Origin of the sequence: Asaia astilbis JCM 15831, from assembly GCF_000613845.1 — a bacterium.
Classification (GTDB): domain Bacteria; phylum Pseudomonadota; class Alphaproteobacteria; order Acetobacterales; family Acetobacteraceae; genus Asaia; species Asaia astilbis.
The window spans coordinates 53,071-73,127 of the sequence record NZ_BAJT01000017.1 but is presented as its reverse complement, the minus strand read 5'-3'; the positions used below and the strand labels follow the sequence as shown (position 1 = coordinate 73,127).

The 20,057-nt window shown below is 54.3% G+C and carries 20 protein-coding genes and 2 pseudogenes; 18 read left to right on the top strand and 4 right to left on the bottom strand.

Annotated elements, in window-relative coordinates; translation table 11 throughout:
• The 16 genes and pseudogenes from JCM15831_RS21995 to JCM15831_RS12620 all read left to right on the top strand — a co-directional run.
• A pseudogene (locus JCM15831_RS21995) lies at nt 1-563 on the top strand (DNA circularization protein); the annotation flags it as partial.
• Nucleotides 560-1,705 carry a phage baseplate assembly protein gene (locus JCM15831_RS12690; RefSeq protein WP_025824561.1) on the top strand — a complete coding sequence of 382 codons (1,146 nt, stop codon included), beginning with the start codon at nt 560-562 and terminating at the stop codon, nt 1,703-1,705. The pseudogene JCM15831_RS21995 and the gene JCM15831_RS12690, both read left to right, overlap by 4 nt.
• Nucleotides 1,705-2,217, top strand: a complete 513-nt coding sequence (locus JCM15831_RS12685; protein WP_025824560.1) for a phage baseplate assembly protein — start codon at nt 1,705-1,707, stop codon at nt 2,215-2,217. Before JCM15831_RS12690 ends, JCM15831_RS12685 begins: the two co-directional genes overlap by 1 nt.
• 11 nt (nt 2,218-2,228) lie before the next feature.
• The gene (locus JCM15831_RS12680) at nt 2,229-2,729 is read left to right on the top strand and encodes a phage GP46 family protein (protein WP_025824559.1); all 501 of its coding nucleotides are present in this window, start codon (nt 2,229-2,231) and stop codon (nt 2,727-2,729) included.
• Nucleotides 2,705-3,844, top strand: a complete 1,140-nt coding sequence (locus tag JCM15831_RS18940; protein WP_156938892.1) for a baseplate J/gp47 family protein — start codon at nt 2,705-2,707, stop codon at nt 3,842-3,844. Before JCM15831_RS12680 ends, JCM15831_RS18940 begins: the two co-directional genes overlap by 25 nt.
• A gap of 16 nt (nt 3,845-3,860) precedes the next feature.
• Nucleotides 3,861-4,415, top strand: coding sequence for a YmfQ family protein (locus JCM15831_RS20485; protein WP_025824558.1), 555 nt, complete (start codon nt 3,861-3,863; stop codon nt 4,413-4,415).
• A 49-nt stretch (nt 4,416-4,464) separates the two neighbouring features.
• Complete coding sequence (locus tag JCM15831_RS20480; protein ID WP_025824557.1) at nt 4,465-6,018, top strand: hypothetical protein; 1,554 nt, start codon at nt 4,465-4,467, stop codon at nt 6,016-6,018.
• Nucleotides 6,019-6,444, top strand: coding sequence for a hypothetical protein (locus tag JCM15831_RS20475; protein WP_051528511.1), 426 nt, complete (start codon nt 6,019-6,021; stop codon nt 6,442-6,444). It begins immediately after the preceding gene.
• 12 nt (nt 6,445-6,456) lie between these two features.
• Entirely contained in the window at nt 6,457-6,972 is a 516-nt protein-coding gene (locus JCM15831_RS12655; RefSeq protein ID WP_025824555.1) for a hypothetical protein, read from the top strand.
• The gene (locus JCM15831_RS12650) at nt 6,969-7,637 is read left to right on the top strand and encodes a hypothetical protein (RefSeq protein WP_025824554.1); all 669 of its coding nucleotides are present in this window, start codon (nt 6,969-6,971) and stop codon (nt 7,635-7,637) included. Before JCM15831_RS12655 ends, JCM15831_RS12650 begins: the two co-directional genes overlap by 4 nt.
• 71 nt (nt 7,638-7,708) lie before the next feature.
• Nucleotides 7,709-8,074, top strand: coding sequence for a hypothetical protein (locus JCM15831_RS12645; RefSeq protein WP_156938890.1), 366 nt, complete (start codon nt 7,709-7,711; stop codon nt 8,072-8,074).
• Nucleotides 8,067-8,336, top strand: a complete 270-nt coding sequence (locus JCM15831_RS12640; protein ID WP_025824552.1) for a hypothetical protein — start codon at nt 8,067-8,069, stop codon at nt 8,334-8,336. Before JCM15831_RS12645 ends, JCM15831_RS12640 begins: the two co-directional genes overlap by 8 nt.
• An 82-nt stretch (nt 8,337-8,418) precedes the next feature.
• On the top strand, nt 8,419-8,913 hold the full coding sequence (locus JCM15831_RS12635; RefSeq protein ID WP_025824551.1) for a lysozyme: 495 nt from the start codon (nt 8,419-8,421) through the stop codon (nt 8,911-8,913).
• On the top strand, nt 8,910-9,134 hold the full coding sequence (locus JCM15831_RS18920; protein ID WP_051528509.1) for a hypothetical protein: 225 nt from the start codon (nt 8,910-8,912) through the stop codon (nt 9,132-9,134). Before JCM15831_RS12635 ends, JCM15831_RS18920 begins: the two co-directional genes overlap by 4 nt.
• Complete coding sequence (locus JCM15831_RS12625; protein WP_035774477.1) at nt 9,131-9,364, top strand: hypothetical protein; 234 nt, start codon at nt 9,131-9,133, stop codon at nt 9,362-9,364. The genes JCM15831_RS18920 and JCM15831_RS12625 overlap by 4 nt, the downstream gene beginning before the upstream one ends.
• Entirely contained in the window at nt 9,361-9,585 is a 225-nt protein-coding gene (locus JCM15831_RS12620) for a hypothetical protein (RefSeq protein WP_025824549.1), read from the top strand. The genes JCM15831_RS12625 and JCM15831_RS12620 overlap by 4 nt, the downstream gene beginning before the upstream one ends.
• 1,240 nt (nt 9,586-10,825) lie before the next feature.
• On the opposite strand, the pseudogene JCM15831_RS21135 reads toward JCM15831_RS12620, so the two are convergent.
• Together JCM15831_RS21135 and JCM15831_RS21645 are read right to left on the bottom strand one after the other, a co-directional pair.
• Nucleotides 10,826-11,510, bottom strand: a pseudogene (locus JCM15831_RS21135) (IS5 family transposase); the annotation flags it as partial.
• Between the two features lie 220 nt (nt 11,511-11,730).
• On the bottom strand, nt 11,731-11,892 hold the full coding sequence (locus JCM15831_RS21645) for a hypothetical protein (protein ID WP_156938888.1): 162 nt from the start codon (nt 11,890-11,892) through the stop codon (nt 11,731-11,733).
• Between the two features lie 1,301 nt (nt 11,893-13,193).
• On the opposite strand from JCM15831_RS21645, the gene JCM15831_RS12595 reads away from it, so the two are divergent.
• Complete coding sequence (locus tag JCM15831_RS12595) at nt 13,194-14,531, top strand: SH3 domain-containing protein (RefSeq protein ID WP_373277649.1); 1,338 nt, start codon at nt 13,194-13,196, stop codon at nt 14,529-14,531.
• A gap of 487 nt (nt 14,532-15,018) precedes the next feature.
• Here the strand turns inward: JCM15831_RS12595 and JCM15831_RS20470 are convergent, their stop codons facing one another.
• A complete protein-coding gene (locus tag JCM15831_RS20470) occupies nt 15,019-16,305 on the bottom strand; it encodes an AI-2E family transporter (RefSeq protein WP_025824546.1) in 1,287 nt (428 codons plus the stop codon).
• A 2,658-nt stretch (nt 16,306-18,963) separates the two neighbouring features.
• Nucleotides 18,964-19,128, bottom strand: coding sequence for a hypothetical protein (locus JCM15831_RS21640; protein WP_156938887.1), 165 nt, complete (start codon nt 19,126-19,128; stop codon nt 18,964-18,966).
• A gap of 134 nt (nt 19,129-19,262) precedes the next feature.
• Between JCM15831_RS21640 and JCM15831_RS12570 the strand changes: the two genes are divergently transcribed.
• Nucleotides 19,263-19,691 carry a hypothetical protein gene (locus JCM15831_RS12570; RefSeq protein ID WP_025824543.1) on the top strand — a complete coding sequence of 143 codons (429 nt, stop codon included), beginning with the start codon at nt 19,263-19,265 and terminating at the stop codon, nt 19,689-19,691.
• Nucleotides 19,692-20,057 lie beyond the last annotated feature (366 nt).

Below are 20,057 nucleotides of genomic sequence, written 5' to 3'. Positions count from 1 at the left end.
CCCCTACCGGCGAGGCTCTGGCCGAAGGGTGCTTCACCCTCACGGAATCACTCAGGGCAGCGCTTTACGATCCGGGTGTGCAGATTACGCTTTTATCGTCCCTCTCGCTCTATACGACGCAGGGCATCCAGAGCACGGCGCCCATTGGCGGGGCCATTCTTCAGGTTGAGGGGGCTACGGCGCGGATCTGCCGCATTGCGGCGCTGTTCTCTCTGGCGCAGGCAAGTGCGGACTGGTCGGCGACGTCTTCGAACGAAGCCGAGGCCATGCGTCAAAAGCTGGCCGATCTGCTCGATGCCGAGGCGGTCAGTGCAGCGAATGCAGGATGGGACAAGACGTGGCAGGCCCTCACGGGGCTGCGGACGGAAGTCACGCGCGATCTGGGCGAGCGTGCAGCACGCCTGCCCGACATCATCGCGATCGAGCGCAACGCCCCGGCCCCTGCTCTGGTGCTGGCGCAACAGGTCTATTCAGACGGGGCGCGTGCCTCTGACCTGATCCGCCGTGCCAACCCCATTCATCCGGCTTTCATGCCTACGCAATTCGAGGCACTGTCATCGTGAGTATCGTTTCACAGATCACGGATTTTCTGGGCGTCTCTGCCGAGACCTCCAATGCGGTCACGATCAGAATCAATCAGCATCTTGTTTCGGGTTGGACCGATGTGGCGATCGTCATGGGGATCGAGATCATGCCCTGGACGGCACAGCTCGGCCTGACGACGCAAGACCCGCAGACCAGGCTGACAAACCTGATCAACCCCGGCGATCTATGCGAGGTGATGGTCGGCACGCAGCGGGTGATCACGGGCTATGTGGTGACGGTTGCCGAGTTGGCACAGGTGGGCAATCACATCCTGCGCGTGACCGTGGCCTCGAAAAGCACCGATCTTGTGGAATGCTCGGCGCTTTTATCGACTTATCAGATGTCGAGCACTAACGCGCTCGCCATTGCCCGCGCGATCTGCGATCGCTTCAAGATCGGGATCTCGTCCATCAACGGGGCGGGTAATGCTGATATCAAGTTGTTCTCGGTCATTCTGAGTGAGACCGGCTATCAGGTTATCGAACGTCTCTGCCGCCTAGCGGGCGTGCTGTTTTACGATCAGCCTGATGGCACGATCGTCTTTTCGGGCGTCGGCACCAAAAGGGCAGCAAGCGGCTTCGCGCTCGGCAAGAATATTGAGCAGATCACACAGGCCCGTAGTCTGGCCGCCCGCTATTCCCGCGTCATCCCTGTGCTGCAAACGGTCGACGTGCTGCAAACCGCCCCGTCTGAAGACCGTCTCGGCGATCAGATGAGGTCGCTCACCGTGGGAGAGCCTGCGATAGATCCGCGCGTCACGCGTGAACGCCCCATGCTGATCCTCATCGAATTAGGAGACACCGATCACGAAATTGCGCAGCGCCGCGCGCAATGGGAGGTGAACCGCCGCTATGGCCGATCGCAGGCCGTAACCCTCACCTGCGATAGCTGGCGGGACGAGGCCGGAAAACTCTGGCAGCCCAACACGGTGGCACCGTTTACCGATCAACACGGCAATTCGCGCGACCTGGTGATCGGGGAAATCACCCTGCGTGCGGGTCAGGACGGCACGCATGCCGATCTTGTGCTCATGCCGCCCGAAGCGTTTCAGCCGCAACCGCTGCTCGCGCCACTGTCGAATAGCGAACCGGTTCGGGCTGTGCAGGATGGAGATGACTGATGAGCGATCTGATCGAACGTCTCGCGCGAGGCCTGTCGAACCTGACCGGCCTCGGCAGGGTGACAGCCGACACGGAGGAAACCCCGGCCACGCCCACGCTTCAGCTCGCCCTACCGGGGTCGGTGTTGCGCTCCGACATGCCGTATTTGCAGGAATATGGCTTTGCCAGCCGTCCTGTGCCGGGGTCGGACGCGGTGATGACCTTTATCGGCGGTGATCGCTCTCGCGGCGTGGTTGTGGCCACAGGCGACCAGCGCAACCGCCCCAAGGACCTGAAACCGGGCGAGGTCTGTCTCTATCATCCGAAAACGAAAAGCCGGATCTGGCTGAAAGAAGACGGCTCCATCGCGCTGATACCGGCCAATGGCAAAGTGACGCTCGAGGGCTCCTTGACGGTCACTGAAGACGTCACCGCGAAAGAAGTCACTGCGAGCGAGATTTCGCTCACGAAACATAAGCATTCGGGGGTCAGGTCTGGCCCGGATCAATCAGGCCCCCCTCAGTCTAGCTGAACGGATCAATCATGGATGTCGGCATTACCTGGCACGTTCGCGCGGCGCGCGGCGAATGGTCCATCGCGTCCGGTGATCTGGCGCTCGAGAACCCGTTGCGCTCGTCGATTATCGTCAGTCTGTTCACTGACCGCGTGCTGCCCAAGGAGCCGGACGCGCTCGATATCGGGGTCGGCATCAAAGCGCCGCGCGGCGCTCGAGGCACAGCCGCTGCCGATCTGGGCGGCTGGTGGGGTGACATGCTGGAAGAGCAGCCGATCGGCTCACGCCTGAGACAACTGCAACGCGCGATCAAGGTCGAAGATGACGCGATCCCTGCCGAGGCGGAAGCCATCTGCCGTGAAGCGCTGCAATGGTTGATTGCGGACGGCGTGGCGGAAGATGTCGGGGTATCTGCCCGATGGAGCACGGTCAACGCCTCGGCGCTGGAGTTCAGCATTACCGTCAAGCGGCCCTCGATCGACTCGAGTGAAATCTTTCTCTTTTCATGGGCCTGGGAGGGGCTTGTCTGAATGCCTTACCAAAGACCCTCATTGGACGATCTACGGCAACAGGCACGTCAGGACATTCTCAATGGCGGCATACCGGGCGTGACAGCCTGCTGCGCTATTCCGTCCTCAACGTTCTGGCCACAGTCATGGCCGGGCTGTCGTGGCTGCATTATCAATATCTCGACTGGATCGCGAGACAGGCCGTGCCCTGGACGGCGACAGACGAATATCTCGAGGCCTGGGGCACCTTCAAGAAAACCTTTCGAAAACCGGCCACGGTCGCCACGGGTCAGGTCAGCTTTCCCGTCACGGGCTCGCCGGTCATTCCTGAAGGCACGACCGTTCAGATCTCCGGCGGGGGCACGGCGGTGACAACCGCCGAAAGTGTCACCACTGACGGCGTCACGGTCGCGCCCTGTGCCATCACGCAGGCCGGGGCAGCGGGCAACATCGCCAAGGGTGCCACAGCCACGCTGGGCTCTCCGCAAGAAGGCGTTCAGACGACGGGCCGTGTAACCGAGCCTTTCACAGGGGGCGCCGATGCCGAGACAGATGACGCCTTGCGCGATCGCATTCTCGCGGCCTTCGAGCGCGGGGGCGAAAATGGCAATCGCGAGGATTATGAAGGCTGGGCCAAGGCGGTGCCGGGCGTAACGCGCGCCTGGGTCAACCCGCTCGGCTTCGGCGCCGGTTCGGTCGTGCTCTATATCATGCTCGACAACGCCAATGCGGCAAATGCGGGCTTTCCGATCGGGAAAGACGGAGCTGCCTCTGAAGAGAAGCGATATCCGGCTGCGGCGGGCGATCAGCTCACTGTGGCCAATGCGCTCTATTCACTCAGGTCGGTCACGGCGCTGGTCATTGTCTGTTCGCCTGAACGGCAGACGGTCGATTTTACGATCGACAGTCTCGGCACCAACAACACGGCGGCCAATCAGGCCCTGATCGCTCAGGCCCTGCAAGACATGTTTACGCGCTTATCGGCGCCGGGGGCCACGCTCTTTCCCAATCAGTGGAATGAGGCTGTGGCTGCCCTGGGCCTGTCGCAATTCAACATCTCATCGCCCTCCGCGCCGATCATTGCGACCCATATCGGCGCCATGCCGATGCTGGGATCGGTCAGTTTCAGATCATGAAAGGAAAGGCAAAGCTGTGTTTTCGACCGATGATTTCCGCAAGGCATTCTTGCAGCTCATGCCGCAGGGGCCAGCGTGGTCGCGTGCTCCAGACAGCCTGGTAAATCTGCTGGCACAGGCCTGGGCGGCAACCTTTGCCCGTAACAGTGCGCGGGCTGAAAATCTTCTGACCGATGCGTTCCCCGCAACCACGCTTGAGCTTCTGCCGGAATGGGAAGCCTCGCTCGGGCTGCCTGACCCGTGCTCTGGTCCTGATCCCGACATCGATCAGCGCCGGGCACAGGTTGTTGCCCGATTGAGCGATAGCGGTGGTTCGGCGGTGTCCTACTTCAAGGATTTCGCTGCGGCGCTGGGGTACGAAATTGCGGTCGAAGAATACGCGCCCTTTCGTTGCGGCATTTCACAAAGCGGCGATGCTCTGTGCAATGATGAGTGGGCGTATTGCTGGGTTGTCACGGCTCCTGACGGATCTGCGATCACCGGCAACGCTGATCCGCTGATCTGCGAGCTTGAGGCGCGCAACCCGGCGCATCTCGTATTGCGATTCAGAACCGCTGCGCATCCAGCCTGATGCCTCGATAGCTTCAGCGACTCTTTTTTCAAATAAATGAGGTTCACCTATGCAGAGGATCAGCACGCGAACCGCCGCGACCTCGCGGCCTCCGGCAAAACCAGAGGGCACACCCGGTTATTTCACAAACGGCAACCCTGTGACCGGAATCCCGGCGACGGTTGTTGACGCTGTCTTTCTCAATGGACTTCAGGAAGCCCTTGCCCATCCTATTGAGGCAACAGGCCAGACGCTCGATTATGCTGACGATGGTCAGCTTACCGCAGCAATTCGCCGCCTTGGGCTCATCGCACCATTCGATTTGGATTTTGCCAGAAAAATCCGCGGATATCCAAGAGGCGCGATTGTCTCTGATCCGAATAACGCAGATCTTTACTGGCGCTCTACAAAAGACAACAACCTGACAACGCCCGGCACTGACGGCGCTGCGTGGGTCAATTTCTTTGCCGATTATCTGGCCAAGGCAGGGCCTGCGCAATCTTCATCCAGTCCAACGACGTTCACGAACGGTCTGTTTACGAACGCTTTCGGTGCCTCAGGCAATGCGGCTGATATCAGGATCACCTCCAGTCTTCGGATGGGGGAAAGGGTCATCTACTGTAGCGAGATCGCGGCAGACGGTGCCATAGATGTGCGGATCAACGCCGGTACCCGCTTCGGCAATAATACGGCATATCTCAACAGCCTGGCCATTGATGGCGCGGCGTCCCGGCGTATCACGGGCGACACAAATGTTTCTGACCAATGGGGCTTCGCCTTACGACCGATCATCCCGGTCGGTAACCTTGCCTGGTACGAAACCAATCGACAGGCGATCTCAGTTGGCGACGTCTTAGCGTCATTCCTCAACAATTTCGGGCGCGCGCAAACCTCAACCAGTCCGACGACTTTCAGCGGCGGGCTTTATGTCCCCCTTGGAATCAGCAGCACAGCCACGACCAACAAAGCTGTCATGGCGACAGGAGATGCATTTCTGACGTTCATGCGCCTGGGAGGTGAAGACCAGACGTGCAGTAGTTCGACAACGTTCAAGTCTGGGCTTTTCGTAAACGCTCTGGGCGCGCCTTCGGGCAGTGCAGACATTCAGATCGTTGCTGGCCTGCGCATGGGTAAGAAGACGCTTTACTGCAACGCGATCGAGCCGGATGGTAGCAGCGATTTGCAAATCAAGACGGATCTTCGTCTTGGTATTCAGACTATTTACGCCAACAAATTTTCTATCGACGGCGATGCAAGGCGACGTATGGACGGGGCAACCGACGTCATTGATCAATGGGATTTCGACACGAGGCCTACCGTTGCCGGAAAAGAGACCGCCCTCGTCTCTGACGTGACACCTCGGCTGACAATTCCCGGCGCAACAAATCCTGAAATGTATTCCTTTCAGGCAACCTACAGCGCGAGCGACGGCGAAAACGGAACCTTGATCAGATTGCCTAAGGCCTTCGAAACCGAATTGCGGGGCGCGTTCGGTAATGATGTCGGGCCAGGCGTTTGCTCGTTCGGCATCACCATCATCGACCGAGGCAGCGTCCGGATCTGGGCGAGATTAGGCACAGTGTATCAGACAGGCGGTATAACCCTTAATGTGATCGGATATTGAATGCCTTACAAGTATTCCAAGAGCACAGGCTGTTTTTACAGTGTGGATATCGCGTATCGCGATCTCCCGACAGACCTTGTCGATGTTTCGGACGAAACCCACGCTCTTCTGTTTCTGGCCCAGGCCAAAGGCGCCGGGATTTTGCCCGCAGCAGATGGGAGCCCGCAAGCGGTCTATAACGGCGGACGCGGGGATGTCATCGACCTGAACACTGTCACAGAGGATGACTGGTTTATCCCCCCTCCGACGCTTCAAGAGCAGGCGCTCACCGCCCTGATCTCGGCCCGCGACTACGTTTACAATAATTACGGCATTCTGAACGAGCCAACGCCTGACGCTTGGGTCTCGTATCTCAAGGCGCTCATGGCAATCGCCAATGGCTCGGACACGACAAGCACAACCCTGCCGCAAGCCCCAACAACCTAAAGGATCATTGCTATGAGCTGGCGCCCATCGGCGCGGATCGTGCGCCCAGGCGGCTGCGCGACCGCACAACTGCGCGGCATGGCCATGCACCCTCTGCTCGCATGGCCTGACAGCAACATCAATGGCGGAGCTGATTATAGCGTCGATTTCTCAGGCCTTTTAGGCCCCGGCGAAAGTGTAAAAGCTTTTGCGTTCGACGCTGGAAGCGCCGCAACGCTGCATTGGACCTATCTCAGCGGGACAACCGTTACCGCCTGGTTCAGATGGGTTCAATCGGGCGCGACCGCCGTCACGGTATGCGTGCTCGGCAGTTCTGGCGCGACCTATCAGGCGGTCGTTTCGATCGTCGTCAGTGCGACGCCAGCCCTCATCGCGGCATCGCCACCGAGCGCACCGGGTGTCGATGTCAGCGCGGTTAACGATGCCACGATGTCCGTTTGGTTTGATTCTTTGCCTAACTCACCAGATCCCAACCGGCGCTGGTGGAACAATGCCAAAATTCCGACGCGACTGGATACAACGACATGAAGCGCTTTCTAATCCTTTTCGTGTTGCTGCCGTCGCTTGCGTGTGCCCAGACGCAGACTGCCAAGCCGCAATTCATGCCTCCCAACGGCCTGCCGCTCTCTACTCCCCTAGGCACCGCCCGCAACGCCGATGGCTCAGGAGTCACCACGTTTGCGACCATGCAGGCGGGTATCGATGCTGTTTCGAAGGCCAATGACGCACTTGGTCGAACGTTCAAGAACATTGCTCTCACCCAGGATGGCATCCTGACCGCACGCCTGCCCGACAAGGAGTCAGTCATTGCCCTGCCCTTTTCGCGCCTTGCCTCTATCGTCTTCGGGCCGCCCACTGTCGGTCTCTATCGTCCTGAGATCGATCAGACTCTCTCGGGCAAGTTTTTGCTTATCGGGGGCGAAGGCTCAGAGGACGCGGCAAGAGAAAGCCCGATCGTTTTCAGCGAACAGCAGGGAGATTATGTTCTGGCCTGTTATGGCGATGATAATGCCCGCATTGCCGTCACGGCGCCTGTCCTTACGACTGCTGCGGGATCGAGTGTTCGTAACGGCATCACTCGCAAGCAAATTACGTTTGTTTTGAAGGCTGGCGACAGTCTGCGCCTTACGGCTCAGTGGGTGCGGCCTGGTGACGTTGTCTATATCGCGCGGTTACAGACCGCCCCCTCCTGATGTCTGATCAGATCGAGACCAGTGTTTCCTAACCGCCGCCCCGCAAGGCGGCTTTTTTGTGAGGTGTCACGATGAAAGTGCAGGAATTACTTCTCGGCATCGGGATCTTCCTTTGGGGCTGCCTGCTTTTGGCGCTTCCTCAGAGCTATCTGAAATGGCCCGACCTGGCGGATCTCATCACTATTCTGCCCCATTTGGACGATCCGGCGCTGATTTACGCCGTTCTGGCGTGGATGACAGGTGGGGCGCAGATCGTCGGAGCGTTGACCGGACATTCCGGGCTGCAACGCGGCTCGGCAATAGCGGCGTTTACGGTGTGGGCCTTCTTCGCTTGCAGCCTCATCAGCCAGTCCTCGCCGATGCCCGCAACCGCTGCTTATGCGACGTTGTCTCTGCTCAATATCCGTGCCGCTCTGGGAAGGAACGATCATGCCTGAAAACCTCACCCCTCAACCGTGGTGGGTGGCGGTTTTCGGCGGTCTGATGTTCACAATCCGCTGGCTGATCGGCCTCGGGGCGTCGAGCGCGAAGGGCACGATCGAAACGCAAAAACAGGCACTCGACCAACTGAATGACCGCGTGGCGAAGCTTGAAAAGAGCGAAGCAGAAAAGCAGGCGCTGATCGACGAGCTTCGGAAGCAGAATGCCATGCTGCGCGAGGCCCTCGGGCGGGCAGGTGTCGACCTGCCACCGGGATAAGAAGCAGCGCTTCGTCTGTTATCTCGACTTTGCACGATCCAAGGCTGCCGAAAGGCGGCTTTTTTTATTGGGAAATCACCAAATGACTGACTCATTGGACATCGCCACGGCGCTTTTGCGTCGGGACGATATCGAGGGGCTGCGTCTGAAGCCTTATATCTGCCCTGCCGGATACTGGACGATCGGCATCGGCAACCGTTTTCTGGCGGATGGTAAGCCGGTCACGGCAAACACAAAGCCCATCACAGAAAATCAGGCCGTCGATCTGGTGCGACAGACGCTCACGGGGATGCGCGAGACATTGCGGACCATGGTCAAAGTCCCTCTCACACCCTCGCAGGAAGGCGCGCTTCTTTCCCTGCAATTCAATATTGGGACTGGTGCTCTCCGAAGCTCCACGCTGCTCCGCGTGCTCAATCAGGGCAAGTACGAGGCCGCTGAATCGCAGTTCCTGAGATGGGACAAGGCCACGGTCAACGGACGCCAAACACCCTTGCCGGGCCTTCAACGGCGGCGGCGGCTCGAAAGCGAAATCTTTGCAGGTCGCGAGATCACCACAACGGGGGCACTCTCATGAATTACGATTGGCAAACGCTATATTCTCAGATCATGCCGCTTCTTCCGGCACAGATTGCGGGCAATGTGACCGATATTGTCACGGCGCTGATCGCCATAAGTGCCGTGATCTATCGTTTCTGGAAGGAACCGGCTGTCGGTTCAAAATTCCGTGTTGTCTGGCTTGTGGTCAGAAAGATCGCCTTTGCCCGCAAAGACGGTCTCGACAAGGGCAAGCCATGACGGCGGAACTCCTGGCCGGTGCGATGAAGTTCATCGTCACCGCGCTCGGCGCCCTGATCTGGTACGCCACCAGGGCAGGCAGAAACGCCGCTTCCGTGAGAACGTCAGAGGCCGCCAAAGCCTCGGCCGAAGCTCAGACCCGCAAAGCGCAGGCGATGAACCAGGCACAAGCCGACAAGCCCGCGACGAAAGAGGCTGTGTTGCAGCGCCTCGGGGATGGCTCCGCATGAGATGGGTCGCTCTCATTGCCTTTCTCGGGCTCTCTGCCTGCACGTCGGTGCAGCATGTGCCCTGTCCAAGCCTAGTCACTTACACCAAAGAGGATCAGGCCGCGCTTGCTGCGGAGATCAAGGCAATCTCAAAACTTGAAGGGGTCGATTGGATCGAAATTGTCCGATGGCTCGGCGATTATATCGGCTTACGGGACCAGGTGCGCGCCTGCGTGAAGTGAACGCATCTCAGCAGAGCATCGGACTTCGTATTAAAACAGAAGAAGATAAAGATAGATATATAATATCACTATCCTCACCCTCTATATTTAACGCTCTAGACCTCCGGTTGCGTATACATGCTTCCACCATCTTTATTTTTCTCTATATCTTATATTAAGTAAAAGTAATATTAATCATTCATTATCGTTTGTGTGATTTTTAGCAGTGGACCTTTTATTATTAATCAGAAGAGTCCTCTCGTGATTAACGAAAAAGTTTTTAAACAGATCCTACTATATATCGCCATAATTTCGAAAATATCTATAGTTATGGGAGGTATTATCTTATTCTCATACTGCTCATATGAAAATATACTACCAGATATTGTTCATACTGTAACCTTATCGGAAATGATAATGTACGGTCTGTTCTGCTTAATATCTCTGACGTATCTCACAATAATCGGTTCGATTTTCGCTTACCCAGCGTATCACATCTTTTTGTGGATTGCGACGAAAAGGCGATCAATGGCGCCGCCCGAAATGCGAGTTGAGTACTTCATTAAAAATACTGACACTTTTATTGCTAACTCATCGAAAATGAAGGTGTCAATTATTTTGTTTTCATCCATCATGACTTTTCTTTTAGCAATAATATATATGTTTAGATGGCGAGTATCCGACCCTGATCTTTACATTCTTCGCATGTTCGCCTATGTATTTACTATTGGTTTTTTGTTCCTAATCTTCTTAGACTCATCTTTTGATAAGACCACCAACACCTTAAAATCTCGTAGTTTTCTCTTAATACCTTTCCTACCTTTCACCGCGCTACCGATTTTGATGTTCGTGAATTCGGCTTATTTGACAATGGTTGGACTGAAACCGCGTGCGAACACCAAATTTTTTATGAACGAAGAGGCGGCCGAAATTGTTCACCTCGCATATCGCAAATTGAATCTCACTGCTAAAGAATGCGTTTCCGAAACTGACGGTCATAAAGATTGGTATTTCCCAAATATCGAAGCAGTATTGTCTGGGATAGGTGAGTTATCTTTTTTCGAGATTCGCACAAAGGATAGAGAAAATACGATTACGATCCGCGTTCCGACAAAATCCATCCATATGATCAACGGACTCAGAACCTATACATGTCAAAAATAACATATCGTCGTAGCATCACAGTTCATCTTTGATTTGGTTGCGTGTAAAGTTTGCGGCCGAAATTTAGGCTCAGGACTCATCGCCAGAACATGGCGGTAGTGGCGACGCGCCTCCAGTCCTTGATTCGGCCGAACATGATCTCGATACGATTGCGGCGCCGGTATTTGCGTTCGTCGTAGCTCACGGGCTTTTGCGGGATCTCCGGCCTGGAGTGCAGGGTTTAATCCCCTTTCCCTCCAACCCGTCCTTGAACCAGTCGGCATCATAACTGAGATCAGCCAGGAGCCATCTTGCAGCGGGCAGATCGTCCAACAGGGTAGCGGCCCCTGCATAATCGCTGATGCGACCTGTCGTCATGAAGAACCTGATCGGGCGGCCATTCCTGTCTGTCACCGCGTGCAGCTTCGTGTTCATGCCGCCTTTGGTCCGCCCGATCAGGCGGCCTAGGTCCCCTTTTTTATCCGCAGGCTCGAGGCCGTGCGGTGCGCCTTCAGGTAGGTCGCGTCCATCATGACCGTCTGATGATCCAATCTGCTGGCCGCCAGACTATCCATCATCCGGGCAAAGATCCCCATGGCGCCCCAACGCTTTAACCGATTGTAGAGCGTCTTATGCGGCCCATATTCCCGCGGAGCATCCCGCGAGCGCAGCCCATTGCGGTTGACAAAGATAATCCCGCTCAACACACGCCGGTCATCAACACGCGGTCTGCCATGGCTCCTCGGGAAAAATGGCTCCAGACGCGTCATCTGCTCGTCCGTTAGCCAATACAGGTCGCTCATCTTCAATCTCCTCAAGGAGCCTGAATCAGATTTACCTACCCAAATCAATGGGTCCTGAGCCTAGCTTTTCGTTTACCTCGCCGCCCACACCCTAAGTCCACTCAAAATCTCATTCTGTTTCACGGCATCTTTCCGAAAATCATAAAACAATCTCAAGTTCCCGACATCATTTATCGCGCAAGCCCATCCATCTGCTAGATTTCGATCTATTTCAGAAACTTTAATATTTCCGTTCCAGAAAAAAAACCCAGAAACGATCACCGATAAAAGCATCATTTTCAATTATAACATCATCTTTTCCAACACCATAAGCAATAAGATTTTTTCTAAGTGTATTTTCAGCTATATTCTTTGCTAAAGATATATTTGTCACTTTGTTCATATTTAATTTCTCGTCGTTATAAGTTTAATATATAAGATTCGATCTCCTGATCGCGATCCAAACCAACAACCTTACCGTTCTGACCATCGATAAACCGGCCAGACACTCCGCGATGGGATGCCTTTCTGTCAGCTCAGGACGTCATCCGACTAACCAGTAAAAGCAAAAGGCGGCCCTAAAGCCGCCCCCACCCCATTAACACAACGATGAGAGCTTGAGCGTCACGCCCGCCGCGCAATCTGGGGATCATCCGGATGCTGAGTCAGTTTCATCCTAACAGCGCGAGGCCCTAGAATCGCACGATATGGAGGGGCAATATAAGCGAAAAGTGTCAGGTCCACATGGACCACAAACGAGTCTCAACTCGTTGCACGATGTAGATTTCGCAGGCGTCGTTAGTTGTGGATAGTTGCAGCTAGCGCATTGAAATCGACTATTTGGCGATGCCTCTCACGGCGGCAACAGGGGTTCGAATCCCCTATGGGACGCCATTCGATTTTCCGCAGTTTTCTGCGGGTTCCAATGGGTGAAGAGCATAATCCTGATTTACCGTATTATCGATTTTTGGCCATTTCTGAGCGAATCAAGAAATCATGGTTCCTTGATATCAGAGGCTTCGCATGAGCGAGGCAGAGAAATCAGGTCGGCCACCGGTATACCGCTCCCAAAGGACGTATGATACCGCTGCGTGGGTCGGTGAAAGGCCCGTAAGATGGTCGATGGCGAACGCCTGAGAAAGACCTTTGCATCCTCAGCTCTGGCTTGCCGCGGGCTTGATGGAAACATGCCTGAATAGATCGGCGTCAATTCAGGAATACCCACTCCCCCGACCAGATCCTTCTCAGACGACTTTCTGGCGCGTAATGGCTGGATCTCGTGTCCTTGCGCTGCCGATCACTGGCCGGGCTATCAGGCTCACACCTCTAACGACGTGCTGGATCACAAAATAACCACCGTCACCCGTCCCGATGGTTCGGAAATCATGACCGAGCGGGTGCATATCACTGAGAGGGCCTGGCCAGACCCAGAAAGTTCGTGCCGGGTCGGCTGCAGAGTGTCGCGTAAAGGCGCTGCGGATTTACCCTTATCAGAAGGAAATGACGGCATATCCCGGAAGAACTTATGGAGTTACATATAACTATTTTTCATGTATAGTACAAGCTTACAACACATAGGTAAAAGGTAACGATATGAGACATGGAATTCCAAACAGTATACTACGTTCGTTCTGTCTTGTAGTGCCTGTCGTCCTCGCCGCCTGTCAGAGCGGGCCTGATCGTGCACCCCAGAATTCAGCGAGATTGAACCCGAACTATATCGACCCAACCAAATCTGTCTTCCCTCTGACGAACTACTCTCAATCGGTCGATCAGTGGATCCTGGCCGACGCCGACCCGAACTTGGCCATTATCGACACGGCCACCCAGCAGCGTTACTTCGCGGCGCTGAAATCACAATATTTCGGGATGGGCGGTGACGGGCGTTCACCTTGGAATCCTGTCTTTATCGGAAAAAGGCTCGCAAGCGGCGTGCAAAGCACGCGCGACTGGGGCATCAACGCTTATCTGGGTGCTGCGCGTCAGTCTTGGGGACAGAACTTCAGAATTCACGATGACGCGTGGAAAAATGCAGTGCGCGATAATGCCGCAGTGGACATCGATACCAGCTATCACGCGGCTAATCGTGGTATCGCACTGCGGGAAACCCTTGTGCGGGTCCTTCCGACAGATGACCCCGCCTATAACGACCCGCGCATGGCAGGCGAAGGTTATCCGTTCGACAACCTTCAGATGTCCTCGGTGCGGCCTGGTACCCCAGTCTACACACTGACGGTGAGCCGTGATCACCGTTGGAGATATGTTGCCTCGCCGGACGTCACAGGCTGGGTGCATTATGAGGATATTGCTCAGGCACGTGAGCCATTCGTGAAGAGCTGGATTAAAATGGCGTCGGCGAATCTCGGCGCATTGACCCATCAGCCTGTCTCGATCTTTGACGATAACGTTTTTCATTTCACGGCACGTATCGGCACGATTTTGCCGTTTAGGAGTGCCAAATCTGGTCAGACTGAGGTGGCCATCCCGGTAAGCGACGCTGCAGGACACGCACAGATCGCTTGGCATGAAGATGCAGACCAGGCATTTGCGCCGATGCCGCTTGCGATGAACCGCAGCAACCTTGCCATGCTCGTGCGGTCGCTCGTTAATCGTCCCTATGGTTGGGGTAATTACAACTTCTATAATGACTGCTCGGCGGAGTTGCGTAGCCTGCTCATACCCTTTGGCATCCTCATGCCGCGTAACTCACAGGCACAGATCCAGGCGACAAGCCGCATGGTTGATCTGGGCAAAGCGGATGTGCAAACGCGGCTCGATTATCTCGTGAAAAACGGTAAGCCGTTCACGACACTTATCCACATTCCCGGCCATATCATGATGTATATCGGGAATACGACCGTGAATGGCCAAACCGTGCCGATGACATATCAGGATGTCTGGGGCCTGCGTCCCAAAGACACTGACGGCCGTACGATTATCGGTGGGTCGGTGTTTTTCCCGCTCATGAAGTCCTATCCGGAAAACAACAACTTGCAGTCGCTGGCTGGCAAGGCGAAATTTGAGGTTGGCTTTATCGAGTGAGCGTGAGCGCTGACATGGCTGTCCAACGGGCAGCCATGCGGCTGGCGGTGCCCTCAGCGTCTCGAACAGAGACCCGCTACGTTCGCCGCAGCGTCTGCGGACCGGTCGTCAACTAGCCTGACGTCTGTTCAATAGTCGCGCCGCCCAGCGCAAACCATGAAGCCGAAGAAGGGATTGAGATGATGCGCCACAGGCTTACACATGAGCGTCGCTCCGCATCGCGATCAGCCTATTGATTGGACACACCCAGTCGCATCAACTCCCGCTCTAAAGAGGCGGCAGCTCTAAGCCTCGTCAGTCGCTTGAGACTGATCAATGCTGGGCTTGGTGGCACAGCGGCACAGGCATCCGCTTTGATGAATATCCTCACGTGCTGAAAAACATAGGTGGGCCTAATGCGGACAATGCCCGGAGACATCGCCGCTCTTGCCGGCAAGATTGCCCGGATGCATGCCGCCTGTTGTCACGAGGTGGCATATTGTGTGACTCAGGCCTTCTGTTCCGAGCCTTCATGATCCTTGTGAGACCCATCGAGTTCGCACCAGAGCATATGCGCTGCTGCCAGAATGGCGGGTCCGATAAATAGACCGACCAGGCCGAGCATGTGCAAGCCGCCCATGATCGCAACGATCGTATGCAGGAAGGGCAAGCGGGTCTCGTCGGAAATGAACTTGGGGCGAACGAAATGCTCCCCGCAGAACAGAACGAAAAGCCCCCAGCACGCAACAGCAATGCCCATATTCAGCGAGCCCGAGGCGGCAATGATACCACCGATCAGAATGGCTCCGGGATAGCCGCAGAAAGGGATGGACGCGGCAATGGCCAGAATGAATGTCAAAATGACCGCATGCCCGGCATCAGCGACGAAGATCAGCGGTGAGCAGACAAGCGCCTCGCCAATACCGACAAGAACCAGCCCGTTAACGGCACCACGAACGCTGCGGACGATGTGAAGCAGGATGTCGTCGCGCTGCGTGAGCTGGATGCTCACCGTACGTAAGGAAGACGTGACGCGGTCGTAAGAGAGAAGGCAGCAGGCGGCAGTCAGCATCGCGACGAAAAGAGCCTCCATCAGATGCGGAATGCCCTTGAGCACCGAGAAGGCAGCCAGCCCTGCGATTTTGGAGATGGATTTAGCCTGAGCCTTGGCCATGTTCAGGATCTGTTGCGGGTCGATCTTGTCTGCCAGGCTCGGAGGGAGAACGCTCTTCACCTTGTGGATCGGCTCGGCGATGGCGGGCGGAATGCCGTGCTTGGCGTCAGCAGGTGAGGTCGCGCCGGATGCGTCTCCGCTACGGTCTGCCGGTTCGGGGTGATCCGTGGTCGAATTCGTGCGAGCCGCCTCGTCACGATGATCTGACGGCTCGGTCTTGTCCGCACTGCCGTCGCCCTGTGACGACGCGGCCTGGTCCTGCGATGCCCCTCCCGGCGCTTTCGCCGGGGCCGACGTCTCATGCGGAGCAATAAGACGATGGGCTTTTTCGGAGAGCGACCCAATCTCGGTCACGGCGCCATAACCTGCCATCCCTGCCAGGACCGTGAAGATCACGCAGGTCAGAGCGATCAGGCTGACTGCCGCCAGCTTCTCACCAATAAACTTGCCGAGCTTGCGCTGGATGGGCCGAACGGCGATGGCAATGACGGCTCCCCAGGCGATCGCAACGATGAGGGAGAACGAAATCCAGACCGCCCCGGCATAGATCGCAACGCCCATGCCGATGAGGGCGACGTATTTGACCCAGGGGTGACGTTCGGAAATGAGTGGAGAGGCCATAAGATTGTTCGTTCCGTTCATTGATGGATCGGCGCAGGAAGCTTAGTACTGAATAGCGTGCGAACGCGATCGGTCACAACTCCACTAGAACGCAAGAGACGCGCAATCGATCTCAAAGTTCAGGTTTAGTTCTGAACAAAGTGCGGGCTGAAAAAAAGACCCTCGAAACGTCATCTGAACTAGTCGCGTCGGGGCTCTTCGTGACGCCTCCGCAGACATGTTATGGCAACGAGGCAGAGAGGAACTTAGGAGCCAGCAGCACGCTGATACAATACGCGTCTCACATCCCGGATCAGTTGCAATATTTGTGCCTGCAAGTCTCAATTTTCTTTATGATCCACATTTGCAAGACTTTAAGACAACTCCCTTTACTCCCAAAACATCCCTTTGCAGCAAATCGGTCCCGCTCCGAAGAGACACTGAAAACCATTTTTCGGTTCTCTATATTCTCTCTCCTTTTTCGGGTTATTAATTCAATCTATATACATTTGACTGAATTTTTTTGAATATAGTATACTTCCATAATTATTTTGATAAAATAAATATGGAATTGTGGTCCCTTCGCCATTGCGAGCGCTTGGAGCTCGTCCCATGCGCGCGTCTAATGCTCAATTTCCGCGAGATTCGTTTGGCCCGAGATGGCGGTCGGGCAGGAGAGGTTATGCAGCCCTCCTCAACATGCCTCCTTCTGCACTACCTCGTGCAATCACCTCGGCAATCTGCGCTGCTGATACGCACTACAGTTCGCCATCTTCGGTCTTAATAAGTCGGTTTCATGAGGGCCAATCGCTGTGCACTGCCTTAGGGGTGGTACGTCTTGTATCGGACAATCTGCTCTCCGGTCCGTCTGACGGAACCCACCCCCTCGGCTTTGTGGCGCCTCAGTGCGATTGACAGATCGCCGGATCGCAAGCATCTGCGAGAGCTTGAGCTGAGTGTTTGCGGCTGCCAGTGTTACAGTATAGTGCATTTCATCCATTGAATCTCTTCAAAAACCTATCAATCGTGGTTTCATGATAAGGGTCGTGAGGTAGGTAAAACAAATCAGTTCTTGCAGTATTTATTTTTGAAATATTCTCACATAGAGCTGGGTGTCTTTTAATTATCTCTCGCACCAACTCATCCACCTCCATAGAGAGGGCGGTTTGGAGTTGGCTTTATCGAGTGAGCGTGAGCGCTGTCAGGGTTGCTCAACTGGCAAACCGTATGTCGGGCAGTGTTCGCAGTGCCTTGAACTGAGACCCTGTACGATCAGGGTATATTTGCGCGCCCTTGTGGAGGTATTCCTGCAGTATCACCATGAATTGTTTTAAATATCACTCGTAATACATTGATTTTTAGGATCAGGTTTCGAGCAATTTACGTTGTAAATATATTTGATATGAAAATTTTATGTTCTTATATAACGATTCATTGAAACGAATTAGTTTAATTCCATTATTCATATCGTTTTTATTGCATTAGGTTCTCCAATACCTCTCGAAATCGTTGATATCATTCCTGCGAAATGACGAATCCATTTCACTTTAGACGATACGCCGTGTCTGCGGATCGGTCGCCAACCAATCTGATATGTAATCGATCGGTACGCCGTCCATTTTCAACCGACACGCCAAATAGTTATTAAGGTAAAGTGCGGAGCTCCGATATATAAAGAAATAGATATATTTATTCATCAGGAAAGCGTAATATTTGTTGCGGCTCTTTTCGTATCATATAGTCATTAATCTTCTTCATCATTATGACTATCTTCGCATTACCCATGCTGGTTCTAGTTAGAATATTTTTCCAACTCGTAACGACAAAAATTAAGAAAGACGAGAAGAAAGTGACCGTGAGGCATGATGTGAGGTAAAAAAGCCGAAGAGCGTGAATTTCTTTACCCCATTTCGTGAACATTAGGCCACCCAAAAAGGCCATGCCAATAGCGCTAAAGGGGAGAAGACTTTTAGCATATATTAGTATCGCAATTCTGATTGCTTTCCCAAGGTTGACAGGAAGTCGCCCCAGACCTGCCAAACCACACACAATATAAGAAAGAATAATTGGTATGAATATGAAGGATAAGCCAATCAAGATAATATATAATTCAGTTTTTACGTCTATGAAAAAAAGTCAATATCAGTAAAAAATAATGTCCGTACACAGAAGCTGGTTTTCCATCCTCTGCAATCCACGACAAAGTCTCTGAAAGAACTAGAAAAAATGCAACCGTATAAAAAGTCATAAAATAAGTGTATACGGTGAATTTTATGGTCTTTGGGCACAAATCGGAAAAGAATTTTATCATGTACGCTATCATACCCAAAACAAAGACCAATACGACGACGCAGTATGGGAAATACACGTAATTAGAAAACTCGCTCTTCATTTAAAGTCCAATTACTTATAGTGAATGGTATTTATCAAATATATTTTATTCCTTACATTACTTCAGGCACATTTGCATGTCAAAATCTTTTTTGGTCACCCGCAAGTGAAAGTTAGTAAAATTTTATCCAGTCTTTTTGCACCATATTTTATCTAAGTTTCAGTTGAATTATCTGCACCCCCGCACACTAAAGCCGGTCTCGGATGCCACTACTTGATGTTATTCAACACCGGGAGCAGATACGTCGGAACTTCAGGAGGACGACAGGGTTGGGGGGTGACCTTTTCCTAACCCTTCCCGTCTCTTGCTGCTTCCAGTCCAAGCTTGATCAGGCGGCGGATGGCTTCGCCTCGGCTACGGATGCGGCTTTCAAAAGACCAGTCATCGATCTCCCTCACTTCCGAGGGGGTCATCATTGTGGTGACGCGTTCTGACTTCAGTTCTTCTGCCATGCAGTAAAACATAAACGATCGACGTCTACACCACAATCCTTGCAAATATTTATAAACTTGTGCCAGTTTATACAGCCAGATCGAGAGATTGAGCCCTCCCGACCTGGCCTAACCTCCAGCAAGGACTTACCCCCATGCCAAAGGCTGACGCCTCCTCTAGCACAACTCGACGTGCTGTTCTCTCCCTTCTTGCCGCCCTGCCCCTTGTCGGGCCTAACGGCGCCCTCTCACCGTCGGCAAAGGCATCCGACAGCGCCGATGCCGTGCTGCTGGCCCAAATCGCGCAGGCCAGCGCCACCTCTCAGCTCCTGCAGGACCACGAGGATGAGCTGAATGATGAGGAGTATCTCGCCCTCACCTGTCATTTCGACGCTCAGTTGGAAGCTTTGACCGAGATCAGGGCGGTCACGTCTGAGGGGCTCGACGCCAAAGCGCGTTTCATCCGGCTCTATCTACCGCCCTATCTGCATAATGCCGAAGCCGATGAGAACAGCCCCCAGATACGCCTCCTGTTCGGTTTCTTCGAAGACGCCAGCCTCTTCGCCCAGCGGAACATTACTTAGGCGGAATACCGAACGCTGTTTTCATCAGCGGCGTTCGCTTATGGCTGTGGCACCGGCCGCAGCCATTAAGGACTAGCCAATCCATAAGCGGGAAACGCACGCAGCTTCTCTCTAGAGGCGCGTGCAGGGAATATCGGCGGAGTGATGATGACCTGAGACCCCTTTCGGGCAGGCAATTTTCAGCTCGTCGCCCTCAGGGTAACGCCACGGCCAGGAAGCCTAAAGATAGAAATCCCCACACCCGACACACCGCCCCTGACGCACCATAAGAGGCACCCTGCCCGTCACACAGCGCGACGCAGCGCTAAATGACACTTCATTTATAAAAATTTTCTGCTCAGCGGAGTGAGAGAGCTGTCTCCACGT